Here is a 23,822-nt window from a genome sequence, read left to right as displayed (position 1 = left end):
GGCAATCTACTACTAGATGGTAAATTCATTGACCACTGTTCCTCATTAGGTAAACGATGTTCAATTGTTTCAATCGTAAGGTTTTGGACAGACTCCTCCCTATGACCGTCTTTCCTTATACGACGATAAGTGATTGTTTCAACTGCTGGTTCGGGGGTTTCAGAATCATTTTCTTTCTCAGCCTCATTAAACAGTTCTAAAGCGAGTTGATTATGAGGTGTTTTTCGCTAGGTGTACCATAAATCGGTGAACTACCCGCCACTTAACGTCCTAATGGACTGTTTGAAGTGGGGGCTTCTCGGTTAATCATTACTTTTGATAGTTAACGAATTCGTCCTAAGATAGCTGAGCTAACTCCCTTGTTCCAAAGGTTATTTTATTGTTATTTATAATAACGCTAATAGGCGTATTGCTTCATTTTTGATATTGATAGCTGCGTTATAATCTCTTTAGAGATTTACAGCGCAAATACAAGAATAGACTTGTTCAGACAATGTCATATTTTTTACATTTCCAAAAATGAGACAACTGTTACTACAGAAAAAGCAAAAAATACAATAAGACGTCCATTTGGACAGCTCATTTCCACAATTCTCGATATTGGAAGTTAAAGTAAACCCTTTCCTACATGTGACTGCGAGTTTTTCTTTTTTTATATTTATTTTTTAGTCATTTATATATCGTATAACTGCTATTTCTTTACCGAACCTGTCACCATTATCAACAAAACCTAAACTCGAATACAAATAATGGGCCCCTTTATTTTCAGGATGATAACCCACTACTATTTTTTTTGCATTTGGTAATTTAGTCATTTCTTCAATCATTAAATTAGTTGCTGCTTTCCCTATACCATTACCTTGGAATTTCTTATCAATCATTATTCTATATACCCAATACCCTTCAAGTTCTTCCATTTCAGAATTAAACATTAAAAATCCTACTACCTTTTCTTCGCAATAAATTGCATAAGGTTTTAAAGTTGGTTCGAATTTTGATTGAGCTATTGAAATAGCATTTGGTTCAATATAATCTGCTTGTCCATCGGATAACTCTAATTCACAACATTCATACCAGTTTTCTGCATTTAATTCTACAAGTTTCACAGCGGTTTTAATCATAAATTTTCCCCTTTCCAATTTAGAGAATACCTATACCATTTATGTTAATTAGGTGTTATTCCCTTAAAATCAGTAACGATAAAAGACCTTCTGTGTGCCATAAAGAAAGCCTCTCTCATTGTTAATAGTCTTTGAATTTATAATTTTTAGACTATTATTATATCATGTTTTTCTATCAAGTTATTCTTATAATCAAATTTTCTTTATTTTGGGCTAGGCAATGTTTTTTTTAGTGAATATCCTATACATGTGAAGTTAACATAACGTCCTGTTATTGGTAGCAAGGAAAAGACAGATTCCTTGTAAGAGTAGGGATCTACCTTTTTCTATTTCTATGATTCTATGCAATTCTTTATACATTCCTATCCTGTCGTGGTTTTTAAGGTTCTCGTTTGTTACTGGATTAGCCGAAAAACTGTATAAAATCTTGCATGCTCATAGCGTGGTTTTTTCAAAAATGCTGGTGGTACCCCATGCCTATCAAGCTAATATTTTAAAGTATCCCCAAAACGAAAATTTTATTATTTTACAGTTATTTATGAAAATTTAACTCATTTTCTTCGTTTTGGGATACATGTTTTTCTTATCTTGATAGTGATGTGGTGAGCACATTTAATTGTAATCATCATTTTAATAACCGTTATCTAAGCTGAGCACTCTTCGATGTGCCGATATTCTATATGAAAGGTAATATGTTATTACTTGTACTGAGGCTCTTCTTGTTCAATTAGCTGAAGACGAGGATTTAAAGATTCAATAATTTCTTGAGTTTGTTGTGCTGCACCTTTATATAATTGTTTTGCTTGCTGGTTATCAGTATCAAGAACAAATCCTTCTAGGCATGCTTGAGCACTCTTTAATCCAGCGATAGTTTGTTTAAGTTTAGTGCTTACTGTCATGTAATATTTCCTCCTTGTAAATGTATTTCAAAATATAGAATGCCTATTTTGTTATCATAGTACGATTTCCAATTTTAGGGTTATGCGAATAAGGAATTTTACAGTTAATTATTTGAAGGAGGATGTTTTAGCCAATAGATACATGGAATACCGTTAAGCGGTGTTATATTAACTTGAATAGAAAATTCATAAGAAAAATCTACCATGTAAGAACGTAATTGACTTACATATTCTATGGAAAAGATTGGCTTCATGGATGGATATGGAATAGTTTTGTCCTGATAACAAAAACTAACAGAAAAAGAACGATAATATATAAAGGAGATTAAATATGCTGAAAAAGATAGGGGGAATTCTCCGAGCACTCCTCTTTGTATTTATTGGCGGATGTTTTGTTTTACTTGTTTGGGGTAAAATCGACAGAACAATAGCTGAAAAAAGTGGGAGATTTGACCAGCAGCCTAGCCAATATCCTATTCGTCAAAGTGATATTACTATGTATACAGACGGGAAACAGTTAAACAAGCAATTATTTTTAGATATAAAGAAAGCAAAACATTACGTACATATTAACTTTTTCTCTATTGCTGATGATAAAGTAAGTCACCAGTTTCTAGAGTTATTGAGGCAAAAAAGTCAGGAAGGTGTAGAAGTATACTACGCCGTGGACAGGTTAGGTGGAGTTTTACTAAAAAAGAAGGAAAGAGAATTATTAGTTAAAAGAGGAGTGCATTTTACGTATTATAATAAGCCAGCTTTTCCTTATCTTTTTTCTTCTTTGGATCATCGGAATCATCGTCGTATTTCAGTTATTGATGGGGAAATTGGGTACATTGGTGGATTTAACATTGGCAAGAAGTATTTGGGGGAAAAAGAAAAACTTGGTTACTGGAGAGATTATCACCTTCAAATACGAGGAGAGGGCGTTCAAGATCTAGAACACCAATTTGTGTTAGACTGGAAGAAAAACTCAGAGAAACCGATTCCGATACACAGTTCGATAAAGGAAAAGGGAGCAACCTCGCATCGATTTACTGCATATTATAGTGGCGAAAAACTTGGGCAAGACTATGCAATGCTGTTTCAACAAGCAAAAGAATCCATCATTATATTAACACCTTATTTTATACCAAAAGACAGAACTATTTGGAACGCATTAGTAGATGCAAGAAAGAGGGGAGTCCGTATCAAAATTCTGTTCTCACCTCATTCGGATGCACTGCTAGTTAAAGAAGCAGCATATCCATATATTCGAAAAGCATTAAAACAAGGGATGGAAGTATATGGTTATAAAAATGGAGTGTTACACGGTAAAGTATTTTTGATTGATGAAAAAGTATTGATGGTTGGGACCGTGAATTTTGATTCGCTCTCGTTTCATTTAAATGAAGAAATGAACTGTTATATTCATGACCCTGTCTATATTTCGAAAATAAAACCAGTGATTAATGCAGACTTACAAAATTCAAAGCGAGTAATATCCTCTGACGTCAATCAATTATCTATAAAAGAAAAAATGAAAGAAAAAGTTGCAAAAATGTTTGAGTATTATTTGTAAAAACAAAGGATTTTTATTTTAAGGAGTAGTAAACTGCATTTTATAAGTGGATTCAGTTTTAGGCATTTGTTATCTTTTTGTTACCTTCAGATGAGTCATCTATATGTTAAAATATTTATATTCCTCCTAATCAGTTTATCCGATTAGGTGAGCCCTAAAGAGTCCCTATCTCCTTAGGGCTCTTTTCATTAAACCTATCATGGTTCTGTTGCGAAGTGTTTTAAAACTAAGCTAAACTTTTGCAAAACAGGGTTAGGGGAATCATAAATGAGATATTTTAAAGGAAAACAATTCAAAAAGATATTATTTTGGTAGCCGTTAGCTACTATTGGCGTTTTTCTTTAAGTTATCGTGATATCTCTGAAATTTTGAAAGAACGTGGTGTTTCAATTCATCCAACAAATATTATGTGCTGGATTCATGAATATGAGCATCTGATCTATCATATTTGGAAGAAGAAAAATAAAAGAGTGCAACTATTTTGGAAATTGGATGAGGCGTATATAAAAGTCAAAGGATAATGGTGTTACCTATATCGTACAATTGATAAAGAAAGGTACACATTGGATATTCAACTTCGTAAAAAACGAGATTATCAGGCTGCGTATGCCTTTATGAAAAGATTAGTGAAAACACAACGGTTCTAACAACAGATAAAGCACCGGTATTACTTTGTGCACTCAAAAAATTAAAGGAATAAGGATTTTATAAACAACTCATTGTACAATCAAGCATTTGAATAATCTCATAGAACAGGACCATAGACATGTAAAACGTCGCTTTGCCAAATCTGCAGGATTCGTGTACTTTGAAAGGAATCGAAACGAGTCATGCCATATATAAACGAAAACGAAGTTTGCAGCCAAACTTCGTTTTTTAAACGTACAATGAATTACAGCAATTACTCACAATTGTATAGAGTTATACCCCATCCTAACTTTCTATCTGTAAAAAAACTTTGCAACAGAACCGATTAACGCTATGTGGGCTTTAGCCCCCATACGACTAGCCAACACTCACACCCAAAAACAAGAAAATTCCTGCTATTTTTTAGTAAACATTAGGGGTTTTTTTCGAGGGTTAATTTTAAAAGAGAAATGATATTATGGTTTATATATTACGAACTATATTTTGGATTGCACTTGTTATAATTGTTTAGTGATCAGGAATGTAGTTTTTAAGGAGATCGACACTCAATGACAAGAAAACTATTAACACAAAAGTTCCCTATTTTAATTCCTCTCAGGATTAGACAACGAAGGTTGTTTAAAAAAATCTTTGACCGTTTGGAAGGACATAAATTCTCAAAAACATTTGAACAAAATCCATTATCTTATAGAATTTATAAACATAAATCTTTACTTATTAGAAAATTAGGCGATACGGATATGCAGCTGCAATACAATAAAATTACTAATCTGAAATTAGCTATAAGTAAAATAAATAAGGTAGTAATTAAACCAGGAGAAACTTTTTCTTTTTGGTATCTTGTAGGTGATTCTAGTAAAAAGGCAGGGTATAAAGAAGGCATTATTTTAATGAATGGTGAAGCGATAAAAGGAGTAGGTGGTGGTCTCTGTCAGTTAGGGAATCTTCTTTACTGGATGTTTCTTCATACAGAATTGGAAACAGTAGAAAGGTATCGTCATAGTTTCGATCCATTCCCTGATTATGGACGTGTGATTCCATTTGGAACTGGCGCCACGTTGATGAATAATATAATTGATTTGAAATTGAAAAACAATTCAAACATTCCTTACCAAGTTAATCTACATATTGACGAAGAATACATATACGGAGAAATTAGAGCATCCCAATATCCACCATATAAGTATTCTATTATTGAAGAGGATCATCGTTTTGTAAAAAAAGAAGACGGTCAAGTATACAGGCAAAATAAAGTTTATAAAAAAATAGTGGATCGTGTTACAGGAAATTTAGTTGATAAAGAACTTATTATAGAAAATGATTGCCTAGTAAAATATAAAGTGGATGATGAAAAAATAGTAGATTCTTTATAAGGGGATCATCAAAAAAAATAGATGTAAAAAAAGCTTGAGGGCATTGCTTAATGAATAGAACAAATAAAAAAGTGAAGGAAGTTGCATGGCATATGTCAACGGACCCATAAGGGGACAGGAGGATAAGGAGTTGTATGCAAACCTCTTGTGATTGTCAAAAGGATACCTTTTGCCCCAGCTAATCAGCGAGGGGGCAAGGAGAAGAATTCCCCCTGTAGGTTTGGATATTTGCCAAATCTGCAGGATTTCAAAGTCTTCGCCATGCTTCGTGCACTTTGAAAGGAATCGCAACGATTCATGCTATATATAAACGAAAAAGAAGTTTGCAGTCAAACTTCTTTTTTTCAACGTACAATGAATTACAGCAATTACTCACAATTGTATAGAATTCAGCTATACCCCATCCTAACTTTCTATCTATAAAAAAACTTTGCACCAGAATCGATGATGCGGTACTCACTCATCTAATTCAGGACCATACTGGTGAATCCAGCGAATAATGGTTGTATGAGCAATAGATAGTCCACGTTCTTCCATCTTAAATTATGTAATTTTGCATAAAATTACATAAATTCAGTATTTTCCTTTTTTTCGACATGGATAGACAGTATAATTTTCGTGAGATTAATATTTTAGAAAATTATATGAGGTGAAAAATATGAGTAATAAAAAAACTTTAGCTACAGTTGCATTAACAACAGGATTAGCTTTAACAACTGTAACATCATACGGAGTAGGTCATGCAGAGGAAGCAGATCAACTACAAGTTCAAATTCAGGAGGATTCATTCCGTACAGGTGAACTTACGCAACCATCACAAAAGGCACCAGAGAATGTAGTAAAAGATGCTCTTAAGGAGAAAACAGAGCAAGCTTTGTCTCAAAAACAAGTGAATGGAGAAACAGGAGTAGATTATAAAGTCCTTCAAAAACGTGGTTCTTATGATGGAACTACACTAGTGCGTTTGCAACAAACATATGAAGGAAAAGAAGTATATGGCCATCAATTAACTGCACACGTAGATAATAAGGGTGTTATTAAAAGTGTTTCAGGAGATAGTGCGCAAAATTTAAAACAAGAAGATTTGAAAAAGGCTATTAATCTATCAAAAGAAGAAGCAAAACAATATATTTATACAAAGTACGGGAACGATATCAAGTTTATTTCTGAGCCAGAAGTAAAGGAAGTTATTTTTGTTGATGAAAATAATGGACAAGCTAGCAATGCATACCAAGTTACATTTGAAGCTGCAACACCAAACTATGTATCTGGTACTTATTTAGTGAATGCACATAATGGAGAAATGTTGAAAAATATGTTGAAAGAATCGGACTTAAAAGCAAGTGAAAAGCTTGTTGGAGCCTTAAAAGAAAGTAGAAAAAATAACCTTGCACCATTAACCGGGACAGGAAAAGATGATTTAGGTGTATCTCGTACATTCGGCATTTCTAAACAAAGTAACGGGAAATATGCGCTTGCTGATTATACACGAGGGCAGGGAATTGAAACATATGATGTGAATTACAGGGATATTACTAAAGAAGAGAGATATTATCCTGGAACATTAGCAACTAGCACTTCAACAACGTTTAATGATCCAAAGGCGGTAAGCGCTCATTACTTAGCAACAAAAGTATATGATTTTTATAAAGATAAATACAAGCGTAATAGTTTTGATAATAAAGGACAAAAAGTAGTATCAGTTGTACACGCATGGGACTCTGAGGATACAAATGATCCGAAAAATTGGGAGAATGCGTTAAGTGCTGATAATGGTAGTATGCTTGTATATGGAGACCCTATTGTAAAGGCATATGACGTAGCGGGACATGAATTTACACATGCAGTTACATCTAGTGAATCTAATCTTGAATACTATGGAGAATCTGGTGCGATTAACGAGGCATTGTCTGATATTATGGGAACATCTATTGAGAAATACATAAATAATGGGACTTTTAACTGGACAATGGGAGAACAAACTGGATCAGTTTTCCGTGATATGGCAAATCCGTCTTCAGTTCCGTCTTCAGCTGGGGTACCTTATCCAGATGATTATAGTGAATTTAACGATTTTAATGGATGGGATCAAGGAGGCGTTCATTTTAACTCAAGTATTATTAATAAAGTTGCTTATCTAATTGCAACAGGTGGAACTCATAACGGTGTAACTGTAAAAGGAATTGGCGAGGATAAAATGTTTGATATTTTCCATTATGCAAATACTGATGAATTAAACATGACTTCTGATTTCTCTGAATTGAGACAAGCATGCATTCGAGTTGCGACGAATAAATATGGAGCAAACTCAACTGAAGTTCAAGCGGTTCAAAAGGCTTTTGATGCAGCAAAAATTAAGTAAACGAGAAATATAGTTCTTATCGACATTGAAGAACTCATCGCATTATTATTGTATAAGCAAGAGATAGGCCGTGTTCTGCCAGTGTTTCGACTATATTATGGAAAGTTAGATAGTACATTAAGTATTATCTAACTTTTTACAAAGAATTACCAGAAAATTTGTTCTTTTATGATAATAATTAATATATTAGGGTGAAGGATATTATGGATGCACATATAATCGAAAAGGAAGAAATGATAACATTATTAAGCAGTTGGTATAATGCAATTATTTCTCAACATATAATAAAAGCTAAACACTTAAAAGAAGAAATAGATAGAAATACTCATAGTATTGAAGGAGATAGTAATATCTCTATCTATTATTCACTACTTAACTTTAGATATAATTTATTGGTTTGTGATATAGATGGTTCTAAAGACTGTCTAGAAAAGATTACGCCATTTCCAGAGCAAGCTGAAACATATTTGAAATATTATTATCATTTCTTCAAAGCTATTTATGCAATTTCAATTGGAAATCATAATGAAGCTAAGGGACAATATGAGAAGGCTGAAAAACTTTTAGCAACTATTCCAGATGAATTAGAAAAGGCTGAATTTGATTACATGTTTGCAGTATTCCATTATCAATCCTTAAACCCATTGTTGGCTGCTAAATATGCAAATAAGGCAAAAGAGATATTTTCTAAACATACAGGGTATGAAATAAAAGTTGCTTCCTGTAAAAATACCATAGGACTTTCTTGTACTAAACTTAGACTGTATGAAATTGCGGAGGATAATTTCATTTCGGCTCTTAGAATATTTGAAAAATATAGTGAAGAAAAACTAATAGGTAAAGTAAAACATAATTTAGGATTATTATATGCAGATCAAAACCTTCCAGAGTTAGCGATTAAATATTTAAAGGATTCTTTAAATAATAACCCTAAAACTCTGTTTTTATTAGCAAGGGAATACTATAAGTTAGGAGATAATTTTCTTGCTGCAAATCTAATTGATCAGGGATATAACCTTACAACACTTAAAGAATATAAGTACCATTTTGCTATCTTAAGAGAACTGAATAAGGAATCTAAGGTTGAGGAGTTAGAGAAAGTTATTATGATGGGAATCCATTACTTCAAGAAAGAAAATCTATGGGGTCATGTAAAAACATATGCTTCAATTCTCGGAAATAAGTTCTATGACCTCAACAATTATGAACAAGCCAGTAGATACCTTCACATGGCTCTAGATGCTGACAAAAAGGATTTAGAGAAGGGAGCCTGAAAATAATGAAAAAAGTACTTTTAACTGTAATGATTTTTACAGGGATTTTATCTTTTGGTATTGCTAATCAATCTATTGAAAAGCAATCAGTTAAAGTTAATCTACTTTGTTTAGATCATGGAGAAACTATCTAATTGAAAAAAGAGAGTGCCTTCTTTAAAAAAGGACTCTCTTTTCTTATTTTGTTATTTATTATTCACATATGTATCAAACCATAAGTGGATATATCCAGCTGTAATACGTTGTGCTTCCATTAAACGTTTTCCAGTTACCGGTGTTACTTCAGCACGCCATTTATCAGCAGCGTCTTGTGATATAGCAGCATCTATGAATAACTTTTTTGTCTTATCATTAACAATTAGTGGGAAATCTGCTTTTGCACCAACTGCAGAAGCATGAACCCAATCTTCTGGATTTACACTTTTCCAATTCCAATAGCCATTTCCATCTTTTACTTTATAATTGTCTTTCACAGTATCGACGAAGTTTTCATATTTTGAGTGTAAGGCCATAGGAAGCGAAACGTTGGTAAAGTTTGCTGCATGCATAGGCTGATTAACATCCCCTAAATAATGAAGTGATAATCCTAAGTAGAAAAATGCATTTTCAAAATCTTTATTTTGATAGGATTCACCAGCTAATTTGAAATATTTTGCTCCTGTTTCTTTTGCGTGTTTGGCAAGTGGAAGATACGTACTTCCTGTATCAGGATCATAGAAGTGTGAAGCGAATGTGCCATTATCAAAGTACGGATTTTCATAATCGGCAGAGTAGACACCCTTCTCTAACTCATTACGCCATTCATTTAATAGAGATATCTCATTTGGCTTCACAACGGTCTTATTTTGGGCCATAACTTCAATGCCTCTGTTAACAATCCATAAATGAGTACTTACTCCTTCATCATGGATGGCTTCTGCGGACCACTTATGACCAAAAGATGTCCCATATTGATGGTTATTTTCATGTGCAAACGCCACACTTTGAATAGGGGCTGATAAAGCAATTACTGAAGCTAAAGCAAAAATTTTTCTTTTCATAAATATTCCTCCATTTGATATATAATCTAACATCACCCTCATGTATAATCTTAGCATTGACCAATAAGGAAGTAGATTGTTTTTTGAATATATGTAAAATTGCATATTTAAATTCATTAAAAAACCTAATTAGACTGTTCCATGGCAGATTATGAAACATGGGCAAAAATCACAGAGGTTACTTGGATTGAGAACTATTAGGCACACAGTATTCTTGTGTTAAAATGACGATCTGACGTATATAATTATGATTTCTATTGAATGTACGTTTAATGTGTTTTATTATCAATTGGCAATAATATTCTGTTACGTTTATATGAATAACTTATATATTCTTTAAGAGTAAATAAGAGAAATATTTTTTCGCTATCAATAAAAGAACCGAGGAGATTTTACGAATGAAAAAAAGAATTGCAATCATAGAAGATGAAGACAATATCCGAGAAATATGCAAACGGTACTTAGAAAGGGAAGGCTATGAAGTATATACAGCTGTAAACGGAATAGAGGGTTGGTATATATTTCAGCAATATCAACCAGATTTAATTATTTTAGATCTGATGATGCCGAAAAAAGATGGCTGGGAACTATGCGAGGAAATTCGTCAACAATCTAATGTTCCTATTATTATGTTAACCGCTAGGTCAGAAGAAAGAAATCGAATTTTGGGCTTAACAATGGGAGCAGATGATTATGTAACAAAGCCGTTTTCACCTCGCGAATTAGTACTAAGGGTTCAAATTATATTAAGAAGAGGAAATCAGACAACTATAGAAACGAGAGAACCTGTATCAGAAGTAATAAAGTTCCGAGATTTGGAGATTTATCCAACGAAGAGATGTGTACTTGTTTGTGGGTGTGAAGTTGAGTTAACAAATAAAGAATTTGAGGTACTTTATTTAATGGCCACCCATCCAAAACAAGTGTTTTCTCGTTCACAACTCCTTGAACAAATTTGGGAGTTTGAGTATGAAGGATGTACGAACACAGTAACGGTATTAATGAGTCGTTTACGTGAAAAATTAGAGAAGAATTCAACAAAGAACCGTTGGATTCATACGGTTTGGGGAATAGGGTATAGCTTTGATTCAAATGGAGGAAATGAAACATGAAATTACGTTATCAATTGTTACTGATGAATCTATTAAGCATGAGTGTTATGGTCGTTGCTATATGGTATAGTGATACGAAAATGTTACTTAAGCCGGAACAAACACGATTATTAACAGGAATTGCAATCATAGCAATGATTTTTTCAACCTTCCTTTACTGGTTACTTACACGTCCTATTATGAGATCTATTCAAAATTTAATTGAATTAACAAAACAATTTAGTGATAGACATTTTGAAACGATATATATAATTGGAAAAGAACCACAAGAGTTTAAAGAATTAGCAACAGCTTTTCAACAGATGGCGAAAAAATTAGAAGAGGGGTTTACTAAGCTAGAGGAAGGAGAAAAAGCACGTACAGAGCTGATAGCGAATATTTCGCACGACTTACGAACACCTATGGCTAGCGTACAATTGATGATAGAAGCATTACAAGATAATTTAATTGAAGATCCTGACATGAAAATGCAGTACATAACGACAATCCTAAAAGAAATACAACGATTAAATGGATTAATCAATGACTTATTTGATCTTTCAAAGTTAGAACTAGGACAAGAAGAGTTTTATCCAAGTTTATCACATGTGGACAGTGTTCTACTAGAAGTACTAAATTCACATTCTATCTTATTAGAGGAGAAACATATCCATTTACAATTACATGTTTCCGACACATTACCTCGACTTTGGATTATGCCATGTAAAATAGCACGAGTTATCGGTAATTTGTTACACAATGCAATCAGACATTCCCCTGTATCTGGAAAAATCGAGTTGATCGTAGAAGATAATAAACAGAGGCAGCAAGTCAAATTTATATTGCGCGATGAAGGAGAAGGCATTTCCCCTAATGATAAATTGCGCATATTTGAACGCTTTTTCAGAACGGACCCATCAAGAAGTTCACAATCTGGAGGTTCAGGGATCGGATTAGCCATTGTAAAATCATTAATTGAACTGCACAAAGGAGAAGTTGGCGTTCGAGATCGTTCGGATGGTAAACAGGGATGTGAATTTTGGTTTACTCTTCCCATTACTCCAGAAAAGAAATAAGATCGTTGCAAGACTTTTGTAATAGTTATGTTATCGAAATGATAGACTTCCTTGTTAACATACATAATAGAAATAAAATCAAAAGAATCTCAACTACAAGAACAAATAATAACCAAAGGACAGTTGCAGAACGGTGTCCATGAAACAGCTAGAGTAGCAACGATCTATCAATTAGCTGATGGTAAACATATTTTACACCTTACTAATTTTTCAACTTCTAATAGCCCGGACGTTCGAGTTGTTTTAGTTCCTACGAAGCAATTGAAAAATAATGAGGATGTTAAAAATTATAAGTATATTAAATTAGGAAAATTAAAAGGCAACAAAGGTGATCAAAACTATGAAATTCCTAATGAGATAGATGTAAGTACATACGGTGCAGTTTCTGTAAGATGTAAGAGATTTAATGAAAACGTTGGTGCACCTTATTTTGCAAAATAAAAAATAATAAAAACAGGTGATAGAGTTGAAATCTATCACCTGTTTTTTTGTAGAAAGTATGGAAGAAGGAGAAGTTGCGTGAAGATTTAGAGAAGGCAGGAACGAGCTGTATTTCTATAAATAACTGTAAAGAAGCAGAATAATCGTTTGGTAACACCCTCTTGGTTAGTGAATTAAATAGATCGAAATTCGTATAAATCTGATTTATTTGTAATTTTACGAAAGACTTTTGTAACATTTATGAAAGGAATTAGAAAGATATTTATATTATGATGAGCTTCCGAACATTAAATTCAGTTTAATAAGTAGGAAAAAAATAAATAAATAAACATAGAGTGAGGAATGACGTTATGAATGAGAAATACAAAAAAAAGGTACCAAAAATCCTACCTGTAGGAATTGCAATGGGTATTTTATTCAGCGCTACCCCATTAGCGGGTCCATTAACGGAAAATAAGGTAAAAGCAGATGTTGATACGGCCGCGACGATTATTACAACATTTGGAAGTATCTATGATGCGTTTCTTAAAGAGCCGTTTGGGAATTGGTTAGAGCAAATCGATGTAAAAAGCTATTATTATGCTGTGCATGAAAACATTGCTTACAAAGCTCCTACATTCCAAAAGGGAGAGTTTAGTATTAGTGTATTTGATTATTATAAAGATACAAATTTCAGCAAGAAGGTTAAAATTGCTTATGCTGATGGGAATGTTGAATATAAAACAATCAAGCATGGGCAACAAATTCGTATTAAGCAAGCTGGTACAATAGTAGACTTAACTCCTGATGAGCCATCACCATCTAAACATGATATTTTGTATATTACACAAAAACAATTAGATGAAGGAAAAACGGGTGTTGCACTTGCAACTTTCAAAACCTATTATCTACAAAGTGATAATAGCGGTCGTAAAAATAATTTAGCAGGTAAATATTTACGAGAAACATTCCCAAATGCTTATCTGAAGAGCGGTTTGCCTGATATTCGTGTTAATGAGGATGAACTTTTTAAGGAACTACCAAAAGAACAACAAATGCTAGCAACGATAACTTCAGAGCCGGTAGGAAAAGAAGTTCTTTCTAATTATGTTACGAATGACTCTGAAACTCTTGCAGATTTTAATAACCGCGTAGTAAATGTAGTTGCAGATACGAATCTGATTCTAGAAACAAAGATTTCATTAGGACATACTTCATTAGAGGGTGCTGATACAACTTATCAAATTATCCCGATTCAAAAAGGAAGCAATAAAGTAGTTTTAAAAAAAGGTTCGAAGTATCTTTCGGGGAAAGAAGGAAATGGACTTCAATATTCAGATTCGATTGGTGATGACGAAGTATTAGAACTTGTTCAAATCGAAAACTCTGCTGCCGACCTACTTAAATTCAATTTGGTAAACAAGAATGGAACACGTTTGGCAGATACTAAGGATCGTAAAGGATTCACTACCAATAATGCGTTGAGTTCTGACATTCGTTTCCAAGGAAAAACCAACAATGAAATTCGTAATTGGTTAATTGATTGGCATCCTAGTAAGGTAAATGAGACAAAGAAACACGAAGGAATGACGTATGGCGGATTGGAGTTCAAAGCTGATGAAAAAGATCCCTCTATATGGACTGCATACAATTCTGGAAAATTGATAACGAATAGTTGGATAAAGAAACAGGACTCTCATTATTATGCGGATTCTTCAGGAATTCTTTTAAAGGGCTGGCAAGAAATCGAGGGGAATACGTATTATTTTAATCCAAGGCTTAATGACAGAGTCTCAGGAGGTGGAACTGACACATTAATTGATGGAAAGTACTATAACTTCAACGATGACGGTGTTCTGCAGAAATCAGCATGGAAAGAACTGGGATATTCAGATGCTTCAGGAGCGTTTATTGATGAAGACGGATTGAAAGAAATTGATAATAAAATTTATTATTTTAAAGGTTCCTATGCTACTACAAATGAATTGCGTCTAGAAGATCAAGGGGTCATTCTTCACTTTTCTGACAAAGGTGTGCTTGAGAGAGCTACTGATTTGAATGGAAAAGCACTAAATAGAATAACTTACGTTACTCTTAATGAGAAACAGTTGGTGTTTGAAAAAGATGGTTCTATTAGAAAAAATGGTGTCTCTAAAATCTTTTTACCTGGATTATTTGATGAAAAGGATCAACCCGTACTGGTTTATTACAGTTTCGAAGAAGGGCCTGCCTATACTGGTTGGAAAGAAATTGATGGTAAAAAATATCATTTCGTGGGTGGCAAACACTATACTTTCGATGGTCATGAACCTATTGAAGGAAAAAGATATTATTTTAATCAGGACGGGGAAGCTAAGCTAACTGGGTTTGATAAAGTTAACAATAAAATATACTATTATAACGATAAGAGCGAAATGCAAACAGGATGGCAAGAAATCGATGGCAAGTGGTATTACTTCGATGAGTCTGGAGCAGCTAAAATAGGATGGTTCCAAGTTGGTGGCGGATACCACTTCCCTGATTACGGATACTTTACTTATTATGCTAAAGAGGATGGGTCTATTTATACAGATACCACGGTTGAAATTAATGGGAAAACCTATAATTTTGACAGCCATGGGCACAAAGGCTATAAGTGATACAAAAAAAGTCTATTTTTATAAGTATGACTCGTTAAAAGGGATGCCTTTACCTGATTTAAGCATACAACCCTAAAAAATAAAAATGCCTGTTCCACTCAGTGAGTGAGAAAATCGTTTGAAGAGTTAGCTTATATACAAAATGGGCCATATTATGTACTGGATTTTATCCCTATAATATGGTCCAATTTATCATTTTAGTCAAGAAGACTCCTTCTTAAAGTTTTTGCACCAGAACTTTAAATTTTAAGTAGATAGGCATGGGTTATGTCCAATATGTAAAATTGCATAGAGTTGCTAGTCAAGATTAGTATATAATGTAATAGAACGCATTGTTTTTTCCTTAATCGTTAGATTCGAACCTAACGTCCTATCAAATTCGTAAAATGTGTAAACTGAGAAACTTTGGAGAGGCATCCGGCAGGATGTCTTTTTTTTTATGTGAACAACACTCAAAAAGTATAGTGGAGAATTCTATATCAAAAGAAGATTGTATGTTTAGAAAAAAATTTCTTATAAAAGAAGCACTTCTTTTTCAACTGTGGATGTAATAGGAGAATAGGTTCTAATTAATTTGTTAACAATTTCTTCTGGTATATCATGAACACTGCCTAATTTTTTAATAGAAAAAAGATGTGTTGAAAGAGTTGATATTAGAATTTTCACTATATTGTAGAAAAAGTTATTATTTGTATAAAATGTTAACATTCCAAAAGAATACAGGCGTTTCGTATTGGGAAAGGGAATCCATTATGTGAATCAAAATATTAAAAGGGGGAAATTAGTAACTATGAAAAAGATTTTAGGGGCTGCAATGAGTTTTATATTTGTTTTTATGCTTATAGGAGGAAATGATGTGTTTGCTAAAGAAACATCAGAGAACTTTAGTTTTTCTCTTGAGCAGGGAGGATCATTTAAATGGATGCCTGGAATGAATGATTTATATTTATTTGATCATCCAGTAAATGATGTGACAATTGGAGCAATGCAGTACACAAGAGATGGAAGTGAAGTAAAAGTTATGTATGAATTAATTCCACTTAGTCCATTAGGAAAGTCTTCTGCAAGAACACTGACAGGCATGTATGCAAAAGAGCAAGGAAAGTTGTATTTTAATAATATTCAACGTGGTATCTATGTAATGAAAGTTACAAATCTTTCTCAAGGACCTGTATCTGGAAATTTTTATGCGTTTTATTAGGATGAATATGGGTAGTAAGAAAGTCTCTTATAGAAGAACATGACTATTAAGTTAGCAGAAATAAACCAGTTGCTGAAAAGTAACTGGTTTATTTTTGTTAGATATACATTTATAATTTGGAACAAAAAGGATACTGATAGTGTTGTATTTTCTAATTTTAGAGGTTATTTGTATAAGCGACTAAATTTGTATTATTTTTTAAAAATATGTATTGCTTTTCATCATCACTTTCGATTAATCTAACTGTATAGTTTAAAGCAATAAGTAACCTAATGGTAGATACAGAATAAGTAAAAGAAAAGGATAGTCAGATTTACTAACTATCCCTTGAATTTTATAAAACTTTTATTGTAATCTCTTTAAAGTATAAGCCATCAGCAGAACTAATTGTTACTTTTGTAGTACCTCTATTTAGAATTTTCATGTTTAAATTACCTGCGTCTGCATATTCTGGGGCGATAGATGCCTCAAGAACATCACGATTTGAAACTGTAATTTGGGAACCTTGTAAAGTATAGGCAAAGTTAAAATCAATAAATGGCTCACGGTTTGTATTTTTATAAACTTTTGAAACTTTGATTTCTGCTGTATCAGTTACATTTTTATTTCCGAATTGTTTTGTATACCAACTAATATTAGAGAAGTTAACTGGAACCCTACTTAATAATTTTGTGCGACCAGGGCTATCAGGTAATTTTTTGAGTTCTTCTTGTACTTTTTTAATATCAGATTGCGTGATACCAACCTTAACAGGAGATCCAATTCCATCTGTAAATAATGATTCTAAGAGCTTTTGACCAGTTTGTAGTTCAGAGAAAAGGTTTTGAGCTTTTTCAATTTCTTTTAATAGATTTGTTTTGTTTTCAGTATTATTTAGTTGATCAACTTTCGCTTTGGCAGCATCAATGTCATCCTGTTTAATAGCAGCTTTTAACGTTTTATGATCATTGGCCGTGAATAAATCGTTAATCGCTTTTTGAGCATCTTGCAATTTGAAAGCCTGGGCAGAATTTAGTAGATTTTGAGCTTTTTCAATCTCTTTTAGTAAAGATTTTTTGTCATTGTTGCTAGGAAGTTGGTCAACATTTTCTTTTGCAGTATCAACATTTGCTTGTGTAGTAGTTTCTTTTAGTGCTGTATGATAATCATCCGTAAATAGATTATTCAAAATTTTCCGAGTTTCGTTTAGTGAATTTAATAGATTTTGAGCTTTTTCAATTTCTATCATTAGAGTATTTTTGTCTTTTTGATTTGATACAAGTTGTACTTTCTCTAGTGCTTTCTCGATGTCCTTTTCGCTAAGTCCATTATTTAATGCGATGTGATTTTCGTCTAAGAAAAGATCATTCACAGTCTTTTGAGCATTGCTTAATTTTGTTACTTCTTGTTCTTTAAGAAGGCGCTGAGCATTTTGAATTTCATTTAATAAATCTATTTTATTTTGGTTGTTAGGAAGTTTGCTAACATTTTCTTTTGCAGTATTAATATCTTGTTGAGTTGTTTCTGCAGCTAGTTTGGAGTGAGCATCATCTGCAAAGAGTCCATGCACAGTGCTACGTGCATCATTTAGTAAGTTAAGTAAAATTTGAGCCTGTTCCATTTCTTTATCTAATTGATGTTTATGTTTTGCATCAGGAAGTAGCATTACTGCTTTTTTAGCTTCATCAATTTCATTTTGAGAAATATGAGCATGTAATGTGGAGTAACTTTCATCAGCAAATAGGCTATTCACTGCTTTTTGAGCTTTTGTAATAAGATTGTGACTTACTGTAATACCAACTCGCGAATCTTGTTGGACTTTTGTATCGCCATAATAACCGTAGTAAGATGCTACACTGTAAATAAGTTTCTCATCTTCAGCATCTTCTGGGACAATGAATTCCTTCTGAACAGTTGCTTCTTCTCCAGGTGATAAAATATTGTCAGCACCAATATCAGCATATTCCTGATGCATACCAAGGTGCCAATCCGCGCCCCAAACATTCGTTAAGTTTCGATTACCCGTATTTTTAATTTTATAAGTATAAGTTATTTTTTCCCCAGGTGTTACAACTTCTTTATTCGTTGAAATTCTTAATGAAATCTCTGGCTTCACTACATCTACGGTAATAGATGATTTCCCCGCTATTTTTATTTGTTTTCCATCAGCAATACCGTATACAGTAGCTAGGCTTCGAAAAGTTTTCCCCTCTTCTACATCCTTTGGAACAGTATATTTTTTGGAGAGTGTAATTGTTTCTCCAGGTCCGAAAGCGTTATCATTACCTAAGTCAAAATATTCTTGCAGCATGTTAACATGCCAGTCTACAACCCACACATCTTTAATTACTTTATTCGTTGCATTTGTAAGTTTGTATTGATATGTTATTGTTTCGCCTGGCATAGGAGTCGGGTTACTTGGAGTGACCTGTAAAATCATATGACCAACTTGTTCCTCACTACTAATCTTAGAAACTGTGTTTTGTGCTGCAGAGGCTTCGGATACAACCGGGGCTGCTAATACAGATAAACATATTAGTGATGCGACTACCTTTCTCTTAGTATTTTTCTTGTGTGATTCTTGCATGGAATAATCCTCCTTGAAATGATATTTTTGTCAAAATTTTATTCGGAAACAACTTTATAACATTTTGAAAAAAAAATCAAACTTGAATTTTTTAAAAAATAGACTTATGAAAGTCTATTTTTTTTCATAAAAACAATAAATTGCAAATTATGAAGGGGTAAATTTATAAAAAATTAAAAAATGTATGTGAAGGAATTCGAATGAAATAAATTTATTTAACTTTGAGAAAAATATAGAGGAATAATACAACATTTATAGGCAGTAAGGGCTATAACAATGAAGGTTTCCATGTATATAGATTTCTTAAAATAGAACACTTTATAAACCTTAAATTTCTATTTTTGTAAAAATCAAGGTTGAAGTTTAGAGGGAAACGAGATAACCTAATGATTGTGCATTTAGTTATTTGGAAAAATATATCATGAAAACCTTACAGGATTGCTCTGTGAGGACTATTTTTTATATTTAACACTATCAAGATAGTATTAAATATAAAAAAAGGATGTATAGGAGGTGCTTTAACAGTATATTTTTTCGCTCGTTGTTTTTCAGGTTAATGATAACGTATACATTATAGCATTTGTTTATTTAGATTCAAATGACAGAAAAGAGGTAATGTTATGAATAAGTATGTAGTTAGAATCGGGATAAGTTGTTTATTGATAGGTATGGGGGCAGGTTGTTCCAATAAGCAAGAAGAGCAAACAAAACAAGAGGTAAAACAACAAGAAGAAAATAAAGAGGAACCAAGAGTAGCTTTTCCTAAAGAGGCTAAAGAAACAGGAAAAGTTAATATGAAACTAATTACAAATAATGACCAGCAGGAAGAAGGAGGGATTCCAGTTTTAAAGGTGGATCCTAAATTAGAATTGGCACAAATTCAAATAGAGTTAGAAGGTCTAACAGCGAAGGAAGAGGTTTATATATATGTCGATCAGAAATTTGTTACAAAAGAAGAAGTAACAAAAATATTTTCAACTTTTATAAATTTAGAAGGTGATCTATTGAAAAAAGGGGAACACACAATTTCAATCGCCCAGTATAAAGATAAGAGTCCGAAAAAAGAATTAAAAAACTACAAAGAAGCAAAGTTCAAAATTGATTAATGGAAGTAGTGCATGCTTATAAAAAGTAAATATGTCAGAATATTTTGGTGAACAACGGTTTAATAAATTGAAACGTATCATTAACTACTAAAAATGCCTACATAGATATCAAAATTTAACTCTCTACATTCATAATGAAAGAGTGTTTTGGATAAATTTTATACAGATATCTCTATAGGGGGAAAGGTTTGAATATATACATGAATAAAAAAAGAGTATGGATTGGTTTATCCGTATTATTCTTAGGTTTTACGATAATTCATTTCACCAATATGGACTATCTAATATATTGTGGGAAGGTAGTTTTGTCTATTGTAGTGGCGCTTTTAATATTTTTCACGCAATTCCAAGGGGTTCTTTCGTTGTATCAGGTAATGATTAGTTTGTTAGGCCTTTTTAAAAATAAAAAGATGTACCGAGTGGAAAATGAGTTAGAATCTACTCATTTTGCAGTATTAGTGTGTGCTCATAATGAAGAGAGTGTTATTGGACAAATTATTCAAAGCTTAAAAAAGATGGATTATCCAAAAGAAAAATATGATATTCATGTTATTTGTGATAATTGCACGGATGGAACAGCTCAAATTGTTCGGAAAGCTGGAGTGAATGCTTGGGAAAGACAGGATCCTCAAAAACGAGGAAAGGGTTATGGACTAGAGTGGATGTTTCAAAATTTATTTTGTTTAGAGAAAGAAAACAAGAAAGTCTATGATGCCGTTGTCATACTGGATGCAGATAACATTGTGTCACGGAATTTCTTACAAGTATTAAATTATAAGTTAGTAGCAGAAAAATATGAAGTGATTCAAGCGTATTTAGATTCAAAGAATCCAACAGATAATTGGATCTCAAAGTCATATGCAATTGCTTATTGGTCAACAAACCGATTGTATCAATTTAGTAGAGGAAAGTTAGGATTATCAGCTCAACTTGGTGGAACTGGTATGTGCTTTTCTATGCAGGTCTTAAAGGAAATAGGATGGGGAACACAAAGTTTAACGGAAGATTTAGAGTTTACAGCTAAATACATATTCACAAAAGGAAAATCTGTTGGGTGGGCACATGAAGCAAAAATATTTGATGAAAAACCGACAGATTTTAAAGTATCTTTTCGACAACGTGTTCGCTGGATGCAAGGACATATGGACTGTATGGTTCGCTACTCCGTACCACTTCTTAAAAATTTCCTACAAACATTTAATATAAATGCACTAGATATGTGTATTTATCTTATTCAGCCAACGAGAACAATGTTATCAGTAAACTCCATTATATTATTTTGTTTAACATATTATGAATTACTTCCATCTTATATAATGCCATATGTATTAAGTCCATGGATTTGGTTGATGATAGCGCTATCTTTTTATTTATTACCAATTATTGCGCTAATACAAGAAAAACAGATTAAGAATGTAATATGGACACCTATTGTTTATATTTTTGGCTTTTCTTGGGTTCCAATTATATTATTAGGGTTTATAAAAAGAAAGCAAAAGGTATGGGTTCATACTCCTCATAATCGAGTAATGGATAAGGAAAAAATGTTAAAGATGGAGGAATTAACATAAAAACTAACATAAAAAATTGGTAACCGGGGGAGTAAAAGGTGAGTTTATTACTTTTATTAATAATATTATGTAAGCTGTTTGTTGGATATACAGACTTATACGAACAATTTAATATTAATAGTTTTTTAATGGATTCTTTATATATTATATTTTTGTTTTTTTTAATCAGAAGTTTTGCATCGAAAAAAATACGAATAATTTTATACGCTGGGATAAGCATATTAGTAGGAATTATTTTGCTTACTTGTGTGGTATATAATAGATTTTATGGTGTAATGCCGACCTATCACACTTTATTGTTAGTAAATCAAACTACTAAATTAGCAGATAGTATATCCTCTCTCTTAAGTTGGAAAGATCTGTATTATGTTGGAGATATAATCCTTTTACCTTTTATCATATATATGGCATTTCAACATAATAAAGAACATAGAGATATACGCTTTTCAAAGAAAACAATAGGAATTGCTTCTCTTTGCTTTATATTTATAATTTCTACATTTGAATACACATTAAATAAAAAAGATATATTAAATGATAAGAAGAAAGCTGAAAAAATGGGTATTTTTTCATATAATTTATCATTCCCTTTTAATAGTATATTCCCTGTGAATAAAGCTTACTCTATGGAGAATAAACAAATAACGAATGAAATGATTAGGGAAATAAAAAAAGAAAAATTAGCGAAGAACCCTGAATATGAAGGCGTTGCAAAAGATAAAAATTTAATTATTCTTCAGCTTGAATCATTACAAGAAAATGTAATGGGCTTAAAAATTAATGGGAAATCAATTACTCCCAATTTAGATAACTTACGTGAACAGTCGTTATCGTTTTCTACATTTTTTCAACAAACAGGTAAAGGAAATACAGTTGATGCAGAATGGAGTGTAAATACATCAACCTATCCGGGTAAACATGAATTAAATGCAAATCGTTTTGCAAATCGTGAAGTCCCAAGTTTACCGAGATTATTAAAACAATATGATTACGTAACAAATACATTCCATACAAATGATTCGGAATTTTACAACCGAAAGCAATTATATCGAGCACTAGGGTTTGATAAGTTCTATGATCAAAAGTATTTTGGGAATAAAGATGTGATAGATTTAGCTTCTAGTGATCATGTGCTATATGAAAAAACACTCCCAATTTTAAAGAAAATAGATGAAAAAGGTAAGAAATTTTATGCTCATATTATTGCATTAAGCAGCCATCACCCTTTTAAAATACCAAGCGAAAAACAACCTTTACCGTTACCAAAAGAGTTAGAGGGAACGGAATTTGGGGATTATATTCAAGCGGTTAATTATGTGGATAAAGAATTAGGGTATTTTATAGACGAACTAAAGCGTGAGGGATTATGGGAGAAATCGTTATTTGTCGTATACGGAGATCATCATATTATTGATACAAATTCTTTACCCAATAATTCAAAAAAATATTTACCTGAATCACATGTGAAAAATGGACAGTTTGACCCGTATCGTATCCCGTTTATTATTCATTATCCAGAATTAAAAGAAGGGAAAGAAATAAAAGAAATAGGTAGTGAGATTGATATTTTCCCAACGATTATTAACTTATTAGGAATTCAGCCGAAGGAACAAGTTATGTTTGGACAAGATTTATTAAATACTAAGGACAACATTATTCCGCAAAGATACTTTTTCCCAGATGGCACTTTCATACATGAGAAGTATTGTTATATCCCGGGTGAAAGATTTGAAGATGGACAAGCTGTAAATTTAAATGGAATGAGGGTTCCATTAGAATCCGAAATAAAAGAAGATTTTATGAGAGCAAGAAAATTATTGAATTTGTCCGATCAATATCTTAAAAATCTTCCTGTAAGAAGAGATTAAATGGAGGAT

Annotated in this window: 16 protein-coding genes and 6 pseudogenes; 15 read left to right on the top strand and 7 right to left on the bottom strand. The window is 32.5% G+C overall.

Annotation, left to right across the window (positions count from 1 at the left end):
- Nucleotides 1–35: 35 nt before the first annotated feature.
- The 4 genes and pseudogenes from ACQKNI_RS18795 to ACQKNI_RS18780 all read right to left on the bottom strand — a co-directional run.
- Nucleotides 36–224: pseudogene (locus ACQKNI_RS18795) on the bottom strand (IS66 family transposase); the annotation flags it as partial.
- A 228-nt stretch (nt 225–452) separates the two neighbouring features.
- Nucleotides 453–521, bottom strand: a pseudogene (locus ACQKNI_RS18790) (RNA-guided endonuclease InsQ/TnpB family protein); the annotation flags it as partial.
- Nucleotides 522–665: 144 nt separating this feature from the next.
- Nucleotides 666–1,121: a GNAT family N-acetyltransferase gene (locus ACQKNI_RS18785; RefSeq protein ID WP_098882621.1), complete on the bottom strand. Its 456-nt coding sequence runs from the start codon at nt 1,119–1,121 to the stop codon at nt 666–668.
- A gap of 698 nt (nt 1,122–1,819) precedes the next feature.
- Nucleotides 1,820–2,020: a DUF1657 domain-containing protein gene (locus tag ACQKNI_RS18780; protein ID WP_000218936.1), complete on the bottom strand. Its 201-nt coding sequence runs from the start codon at nt 2,018–2,020 to the stop codon at nt 1,820–1,822.
- Nucleotides 2,021–2,351: 331 nt separating this feature from the next.
- Here ACQKNI_RS18780 and ACQKNI_RS18775 point away from each other — a divergent pair, with 331 nt between their 5' ends.
- The 4 genes and pseudogenes from ACQKNI_RS18775 to ACQKNI_RS18760 form a co-directional block, all read left to right on the top strand.
- Nucleotides 2,352–3,578, top strand: a complete 1,227-nt coding sequence (locus tag ACQKNI_RS18775) for a phospholipase D-like domain-containing protein (protein WP_098882620.1) — start codon at nt 2,352–2,354, stop codon at nt 3,576–3,578.
- Between the two features lie 267 nt (nt 3,579–3,845).
- A pseudogene (locus ACQKNI_RS18770) lies at nt 3,846–4,458 on the top strand (IS6 family transposase).
- A gap of 316 nt (nt 4,459–4,774) precedes the next feature.
- Nucleotides 4,775–5,599 (top strand): VanW family protein, encoded by an 825-nt coding sequence (locus tag ACQKNI_RS18765; protein WP_098882619.1) that lies wholly within the window; start codon nt 4,775–4,777, stop codon nt 5,597–5,599.
- Between the two features lie 227 nt (nt 5,600–5,826).
- A pseudogene (locus tag ACQKNI_RS18760) lies at nt 5,827–5,985 on the top strand (IS6 family transposase); the annotation flags it as partial.
- 73 nt (nt 5,986–6,058) lie between these two features.
- Here ACQKNI_RS18760 and ACQKNI_RS18755 read toward each other — a convergent pair.
- Nucleotides 6,059–6,136: pseudogene (locus ACQKNI_RS18755) on the bottom strand (IS6 family transposase); the annotation flags it as partial.
- 121 nt (nt 6,137–6,257) lie between these two features.
- Here ACQKNI_RS18755 and ACQKNI_RS18750 point away from each other — a divergent pair.
- The 3 genes from ACQKNI_RS18750 (at nt 6,258) to ACQKNI_RS18740 (ending at nt 9,369) form a co-directional block, all read left to right on the top strand.
- Nucleotides 6,258–7,961 carry a M4 family metallopeptidase gene (locus ACQKNI_RS18750; RefSeq protein ID WP_098882618.1) on the top strand — a complete coding sequence of 568 codons (1,704 nt, stop codon included), beginning with the start codon at nt 6,258–6,260 and terminating at the stop codon, nt 7,959–7,961.
- Between the two features lie 203 nt (nt 7,962–8,164).
- Nucleotides 8,165–9,235 (top strand): tetratricopeptide repeat protein, encoded by a 1,071-nt coding sequence (locus ACQKNI_RS18745; protein WP_098252213.1) that lies wholly within the window; start codon nt 8,165–8,167, stop codon nt 9,233–9,235.
- Between the two features lie 5 nt (nt 9,236–9,240).
- Nucleotides 9,241–9,369 (top strand): hypothetical protein, encoded by a 129-nt coding sequence (locus tag ACQKNI_RS18740; protein WP_255287979.1) that lies wholly within the window; start codon nt 9,241–9,243, stop codon nt 9,367–9,369.
- Nucleotides 9,370–9,420: 51 nt separating this feature from the next.
- Here ACQKNI_RS18740 and ACQKNI_RS18735 read toward each other — a convergent pair whose 3' ends face one another.
- On the bottom strand, nt 9,421–10,275 hold the full coding sequence (locus tag ACQKNI_RS18735; protein WP_088232757.1) for a phospholipase C: 855 nt from the start codon (nt 10,273–10,275) through the stop codon (nt 9,421–9,423).
- Between the two features lie 398 nt (nt 10,276–10,673).
- Here ACQKNI_RS18735 and ACQKNI_RS18730 point away from each other — a divergent pair, with 398 nt between their 5' ends.
- The 5 genes and pseudogenes from ACQKNI_RS18730 (at nt 10,674) to ACQKNI_RS18710 (ending at nt 16,702) form a co-directional block, all read left to right on the top strand.
- Nucleotides 10,674–11,387: a response regulator transcription factor gene (locus ACQKNI_RS18730; protein WP_000745801.1), complete on the top strand. Its 714-nt coding sequence runs from the start codon at nt 10,674–10,676 to the stop codon at nt 11,385–11,387.
- Entirely contained in the window at nt 11,384–12,442 is a 1,059-nt protein-coding gene (locus ACQKNI_RS18725) for a sensor histidine kinase (protein ID WP_098882616.1), read from the top strand. Before ACQKNI_RS18730 ends, ACQKNI_RS18725 begins: the two co-directional genes overlap by 4 nt.
- An 81-nt stretch (nt 12,443–12,523) precedes the next feature.
- Nucleotides 12,524–12,883: pseudogene (locus ACQKNI_RS18720) on the top strand (DM13 domain-containing protein); the annotation flags it as partial.
- 350 nt (nt 12,884–13,233) lie between these two features.
- The gene (locus ACQKNI_RS18715; RefSeq protein WP_427282605.1) at nt 13,234–15,501 is read left to right on the top strand and encodes an N-acetylmuramoyl-L-alanine amidase family protein; all 2,268 of its coding nucleotides are present in this window, start codon (nt 13,234–13,236) and stop codon (nt 15,499–15,501) included.
- Nucleotides 15,502–16,291: 790 nt separating this feature from the next.
- Nucleotides 16,292–16,702 (top strand): hypothetical protein, encoded by a 411-nt coding sequence (locus ACQKNI_RS18710; RefSeq protein WP_098252209.1) that lies wholly within the window; start codon nt 16,292–16,294, stop codon nt 16,700–16,702.
- Between the two features lie 334 nt (nt 16,703–17,036).
- Here the strand turns inward: ACQKNI_RS18710 and ACQKNI_RS18705 are convergent, their stop codons facing one another.
- Nucleotides 17,037–19,268, bottom strand: a complete 2,232-nt coding sequence (locus ACQKNI_RS18705) for a toxin Cry1Ac domain D-VI-related protein (RefSeq protein WP_427282604.1) — start codon at nt 19,266–19,268, stop codon at nt 17,037–17,039.
- Nucleotides 19,269–19,888: 620 nt separating this feature from the next.
- On the opposite strand from ACQKNI_RS18705, the gene ACQKNI_RS18700 reads away from it, so the two are divergent.
- From ACQKNI_RS18700 to ACQKNI_RS18690, 3 genes are all read left to right on the top strand, one after another.
- Nucleotides 19,889–20,374 (top strand): hypothetical protein, encoded by a 486-nt coding sequence (locus ACQKNI_RS18700; protein WP_088232751.1) that lies wholly within the window; start codon nt 19,889–19,891, stop codon nt 20,372–20,374.
- A 362-nt stretch (nt 20,375–20,736) separates the two neighbouring features.
- The gene (locus ACQKNI_RS18695; RefSeq protein WP_427282603.1) at nt 20,737–21,945 is read left to right on the top strand and encodes a glycosyltransferase family 2 protein; all 1,209 of its coding nucleotides are present in this window, start codon (nt 20,737–20,739) and stop codon (nt 21,943–21,945) included.
- A 38-nt stretch (nt 21,946–21,983) separates the two neighbouring features.
- Nucleotides 21,984–23,813, top strand: a complete 1,830-nt coding sequence (locus ACQKNI_RS18690) for an LTA synthase family protein (protein WP_098252207.1) — start codon at nt 21,984–21,986, stop codon at nt 23,811–23,813.
- The last annotated feature ends 9 nt before the right edge of the window (nt 23,814–23,822 follow it).

Origin of the sequence: Bacillus sp. NPDC094064 (assembly GCF_050279585.1) — a bacterium.
Taxonomy (GTDB): Bacteria; Bacillota; Bacilli; order Bacillales; family Bacillaceae_G; genus Bacillus_A.
The sequence above is the reverse complement of the archived record's forward strand: the minus strand, read 5'-3'. Positions and strand labels throughout refer to the sequence as shown.